General features: G+C 55.7%; 5 protein-coding genes and 2 pseudogenes. 1 reads left to right on the top strand and 6 read right to left on the bottom strand.

Features of this window, described 5'->3' with window-relative positions; genetic code table 11:
- The 5 genes and pseudogenes from HFM78_RS15520 to HFM78_RS15505 form a co-directional block, all read right to left on the bottom strand.
- Window positions 1–264 (bottom strand): annotated as a pseudogene (locus HFM78_RS15520) (RNA-guided endonuclease TnpB family protein); the annotation flags it as partial.
- Window positions 265–469: 205 nt separating this feature from the next.
- Window positions 470–1,648 carry a citrate synthase gene (locus tag HFM78_RS16465; protein WP_396035097.1) on the bottom strand — a complete coding sequence of 393 codons (1,179 nt, stop codon included), beginning with the start codon at window positions 1,646–1,648 and terminating at the stop codon, window positions 470–472.
- Window positions 1,649–1,696: 48 nt separating this feature from the next.
- Window positions 1,697–2,830: pseudogene (locus HFM78_RS16460) on the bottom strand (citrate synthase); the annotation flags it as partial.
- Window positions 2,831–2,935: 105 nt separating this feature from the next.
- Complete coding sequence (locus HFM78_RS15510; protein WP_287130364.1) at window positions 2,936–3,100, bottom strand: hypothetical protein; 165 nt, start codon at window positions 3,098–3,100, stop codon at window positions 2,936–2,938.
- 12 nt (window positions 3,101–3,112) lie between these two features.
- Complete coding sequence (locus tag HFM78_RS15505; RefSeq protein WP_287130363.1) at window positions 3,113–3,325, bottom strand: chlorophyll a/b-binding protein; 213 nt, start codon at window positions 3,323–3,325, stop codon at window positions 3,113–3,115.
- A gap of 216 nt (window positions 3,326–3,541) precedes the next feature.
- Between HFM78_RS15505 and rppA the strand changes: the two genes are divergently transcribed.
- Complete coding sequence (rppA, locus tag HFM78_RS15500; protein ID WP_287130362.1) at window positions 3,542–4,216, top strand: two-component system response regulator RppA; 675 nt, start codon at window positions 3,542–3,544, stop codon at window positions 4,214–4,216.
- Here the strand turns inward: rppA and HFM78_RS15495 are convergent.
- Window positions 4,198–5,344 (bottom strand): glycosyltransferase family 2 protein (locus HFM78_RS15495; protein ID WP_287130361.1); only part of this gene is annotated, 1,147 nt, incomplete at its 5' end. The two genes, rppA and HFM78_RS15495, sit on opposite strands and share 19 nt — an antisense overlap.

The raw sequence follows: 5,344 nt of genomic DNA, 5'->3' as shown, positions 1-5,344 counted from the left end.
TTTACAGTTGTCAAAGAAGCTGGAGACTGCCGACCATGCTCGTTCGGCTGCGGATTGGCGAGCCATAGAGTTTAGTTTATTAGCCCACGCAAACTCTTTAGCAAGAATCGCACACTGTTTGTTGAGGTCATACTTGGTAGCACCCTTAGTGTCAATCCAATAGCGCAAGGCTTTATTGCGGAGGAATTGGAAGGTGCGGATTGCCTCATCAATTAAGGCGAACTGCTCAGAGGTGGCGACTAACTTTGACTCAAGGACTAACATACTACTATTGTAGTTTATTTAAGCTGAAAGTTGTCGCTTAGATATCCTATGCGCCATTGGCTGATACGGCTTATATCCCCATAGCTAAAGCTAGGGGTTTTACGCCGCTCTTGATAAATAATACTTTCAGCACAGGGGTAATAAAGTCATGAGGCGCGACCGGCCCCTACCTGACTTGGGGACCTTGAAGATGGGGACCGGGCTTTTATTCACCCCGCTGGGTCAAAGGCGTGTAAGTGACATCACGGGGACCATGATAGATCTGGGTCGGACGAAAAATCCGGTTGTCGGAGAGTTGCATCCGCCAGTGGGCCAACCAGCCCGCCACCCGCGCCATGGCAAAAACTGGGGTAAAAATATCCGTGGGAATGCCCATCTGCTCGTAGACTAAGCCCGAGTAGAAATCCACATTTGGATAAATACCCTTACCCCCTAACTGCTCCACACAGACCGCTTCGACCGCTTGGGCCGTCAGGTAAAAGGGACTGGGGCTATGGATCTTAAACATCTCCCCGACGAGTTGCTGGAGGACCACGGCGCGGGGATCTTTGGTGCGGTAGACCCGGTGCCCGAGACCCATGATCTTTTCCTTGCGGGCCAACCGTCCCTCAATGAACGTACGGGCATGGTCAGCCTCACCGATTTGCTTAAACATCTGGAGAGCTTCCTCATTGGCTCCGCCGTGGAGCGGACCCGAAAGTGCTCCAATCGCCGCTGTGATTACCGTGTAGGGGTCCGCCAGCGTAGAAGCCGTCACCAATGCACCAAAAGTCGAGGCATTAACCGTATGTTCGGCATGGAGAATCAAGCACACGTCAAAAATTCGGGCGACTCTGGGGTCTGGCACCTGCCCAGTCAACATATACAAAAAGTTCGCACTGTGGCCCAGGTCGTCGCGGGGGGGAACCGGGTCATTGCCCTGGCGCATCTGGTGGAACATCGCCACTAAGGTCGGCAGTTTGGCGATGAGGTTAACCGTCGCTTCGCGGGCGTAGCGTTCATCGGTGAGTTGTTCTTCACCCAGGGGATAAAAGAGACCCAACCCGGCAACACAGGCTTGTAGCGCGTCCATCGGATGGCCCCGGTCGGGGAAACATTTAATCATGTCGCGGATGGGATATTTGACCCGCCGTTGCTGGTTGACTTCAGTTTCAAATTGGTGCAACTGAGGATGGGTGGGCAGATAGCCAAAGATTAGGAGGTAAGCGGTTTCTAGGAAGGTACTGTGGGAGGCCAGTTCCTCAATACTGATGCCCCGGTACTCCAAGATGCCCTGTGCGCCATCCACAAAACTGATGTTAGAACGGGTCGCTGGGATGCCCGCCAGTCCTGGGACATAGCTCGCTTCGAGGTTAGGCGGGGGGACGGTGGGTTGCGCGGGCATGGGCGGGACGGGGTCGGGGCTGATAATTTCAGCGGGAGGGAGGCCAGTGCGGGCTTCGGGGGGAGTATAGACGACCCGGCGTTCGCCCACATAGACTTGTTCAGGACGGAAGATACGGTTACTTTTGAGTTGTTCTTTCCAGTGAGCGAGCCAACCTGCCACCCGCGCCATGGCAAAGACCGGGGTGAAGATATCCGTGGGGATGCCCAATTTTTGGTAAACCATCCCCGAATAGAACTCCATGTTGGTGTAGACCTGCTTCTGGGTCAGCAGTTGGGCGGCGACGCGCTCTACTTCCTGGGCGATGGCGTAAACCGGGCTAGGACCAAATAGGGCAAATAATTCTTCGGCTAATTGCTGCAAGACGATGGCGCGGGGGTCTTTGGTGCGGTAGACCCGATGCCCAAAACCCATAATCTTGGCATTGCGGGCCAGCCGTTCCTTGACAAACCCATAGGCATTCTCTTCATGACCAATCTGTTGAAACATCCGCAACGCCTCCTCATTGGCCCCGCCGTGGAGGGGACCCGAGAGGGTGCTCAAGGCCGAGGTGATGATGGTGTAGGGGTCGGCTAGGGTCGAGGCGGTGACTAGGGCATTGAAGGTCGAGGCATTGACCGTGTGTTCAGCGTGAAGGATAAGACAGACTTCAAAAATCCGGGCGGCGCGGGGGTCCGGGACTTCGCCCGTCAACATATATAAGAAATTCGCACTGTGGCCCAAGTCATCACGGGGGGGAATCGGGTCATTGCCTTGACGCATCTGGTGGAACATCGCCACTAGGGTCGGCAGTTTCGCCACCAACCGGATCGTCACTTCGTAGGCATAACGCTCATCGGTTAGCTGTTGTTCGCCCAAAGGATAGAAGAGGCCCAACCCAGCCACACAGGCTTGCAGCGCGTCCATCGGGTGCCCCTGGTCCGGGAAACATTTAATCATGTCGCGGATCGGGTACTTAACGCGGCGGTGGCGCAGGACATCTTGCTCGAATTGGTGGAGTTGTGCCCAACCGGGGAGGTGTCCAAACACTAGGAGATAGGCCGTCTCCAGATAGGTGCTGTGTTCGGCTAATTGCTGGATCGAGATGCCCCGGTACTCCAAGATTCCCGGTCCCCCATCAATGAAACTAATATTGGAACGGGTGGCGGGAACGCCAGCTAAACCAGGGACATAAGCTGACACAGGACTCCTTAGGGTACTGTTTTGACCATAGTGTAGGCGAACCTCATGGAAATCAGCCAACAACAAATAGTCATGACGATAGCTGTGGAGAGTGACTGTTTAAGTCTATTGGAGCGCATCTAGCAACTCCAGGAAGTCAAAGCTCAACGTGAGCATAGCCGGCGCCAACGAGCCGGGGCGTAGGTCAATCTCCGGGTTGACCCAGTAGGCGCAAGTATGGTCAGCTTCATAAAAAATCCCCCCACTCGTCGGACTGAGCAGGGGGAACACAAGAGGTTTTACTTAACGAGATACGATGCCCAAGACATCCCGGACTACACTGTAGCCCCCCAAGTCCCAAAGTAGATAAGCGACAAAACCAATCATGGCAAAACGACCATTCCAGATTTCGGCTTGGGGCGTGAAGCCGAAGCGAAACTCGTTGCGGTCATGCGTCGGGTCCATGGGGTCAGCCGAGGGGACAACTGGGGTGGTAGTGCGAGGATCAGATTGCATTGCTTGCTCCCAAGATTGCTAGCTATGGGTCTATCATAATTTTGCCCACGGGGAACACGCTCTGTCATAGGACCCAAGTTGTTCCCCTCCGCAGGAGTGAGATGTGGGCCTAGGAATTTACTGCAACTGGCATAAGGTTTAATCCACCCCAGGACAGAGTGACCCGCACCGGCGGATTTTAAGGTCTATGGTAGCTTGGGAGAAAAGACACCCAAGATGGTCCATCTGTTGTTGGTTGAGGATGAGGTGGAACTGGCTTTACCCCTGAAACTGGCCCTAGCGCGGGAGGGACATGGGGTGGACTTGGCCCAGGACGGCGAGGAGGCCTTGGCACGATTGACCGAACAGAATTATGACCTGCTGATCCTCGATTGGATGCTGCCCGGTGTCTCTGGGTTGGAGGTCTGTCAACGCTTACGCAAGGACCACCGCCTACTCCCGATTCTGATCCTGACCGCCCGTGATGGCGTAGATGACCGGGTGCAGGGTCTGGATGCCGGGGCTGATGACTATTTGGTCAAACCCTTTGAACTCAAGGAATTACTCGCCCGGGTCCGGGCCTTGGCTCGCCGCAGCCAGGAGGCCCCCACTCAAGAACGTCTGACCTACAACGACCTCACCCTCGACCTCACCGGCAAACTGGCCTTCCGGCGAGGCGTTCCGATTGAACTGTCTGCCAAGGAATTTCAGTTATTGACCTATTTCTTACAGCACCAAGGCAGGGTGATGAGCCACGAAGAGATTTACCAATACCTCTGGCAGGGCGAGACTGCCCCCAACTCCAACGTCGTTGCCGCCCAAGTCAAGTTATTACGACGCAAGGTAGACCGTGATTTCGAGTCCCCCCTCATCCACACGGTCTATGGGTTGGGCTATCGGTTCGGGGCTTGACGGGGAGTTTTGACCCAGTTGAGCCGTTTGGGGCATAGAGCCATCCGTATTAACGTAAAAATCATGACCGGGACCCAGTGCAAAAAATAAAGACTCCCTCCCAACACTCCCTGCAAATTTGCCAAAAGTGGTACCTTAAGCTCCCGTTGTCCCTGGAACATCCCCCAAGCCGCCGTCAAGGTCGCTGCATTGATTAAAAAACCCAGGACCGGGTAATGCCCAAAAATAAAACTCCAGTAGAGGTCCGGCAACAACCCCAGGGGTAACAGGTATTGACTCGTAAAAAAGACCCCCTGGTCCCCGAGCTTCCGCGAGCCCAACCGCCCCAATAAGGGCGCGTAGTCTAGATACCGTTGGAAACCCCCCTCCGCCCAGCGTTGCCGTTGTCGCCAGAGGGCTGGCACGGTGGTCACGGCTTCCTCATGAACAGGAGCTTCATGGGCAAAGGCAATCTGCCAACCGTTCAGATGAAGACGCAGGGTCAGATCTAGATCATCGGTAATCGTGGCCTCATTCCAGCCGCTGCACTGTTCGAGCGCGGTACGCCGCACCACCTGTCCACTCCCGCGTAACTCCCCAGTGCCCCCGACGAGGACCCGTTGTTGCTGGTAATAGGCATCCAGGACCATCTCCACCCGTTGCCCTTGGGTCAGCCAGTTCACTTGCGGATTGACCACCGCCCGCCGCACCTGGACCGCTCCTACCTGGGGGTCCTGGAAGTAAGCCAAAGTCCGTGTCAAAAAATCTGCGCCCACTTGAGCATCTGCATCCAGGGTGACAATCATCTGCCCCGTCGCCCGAGCCAATAACTCATTGAGGACCGCCGACTTACCCAATGCCCCCTCCGTGCGCGGATAAACCCGCAACCGGGGATACTTCTCCTGCAAGGCCCGTAACACTTCCCCCGTCCCGTCCTCACTCCGGTCATCAGCGACCCAGACTTCCAATAACTCGGCGGGATAGGTCAAGCTAAATAAATTCGCCACCAGTCCCCGAACGACTAGGGCCTCGTTACGACAAGGTACCAACACCGCGACCGTTGGTAAGTCCACTCCCGGCATCGGCGGCCCTACCGCCGCCGCCAAAGCCAATTGCAGGACATGGCGCAACATTAATAAGGTCCCCCCC

The organism is Candidatus Cyanaurora vandensis, from assembly GCF_013285555.1.
Classification (GTDB): Bacteria; Cyanobacteriota; Cyanobacteriia; order Gloeobacterales; family Anthocerotibacteraceae; genus Cyanaurora; species Cyanaurora vandensis.
This window is presented reverse-complemented; position numbering and strand designations above follow the sequence as displayed.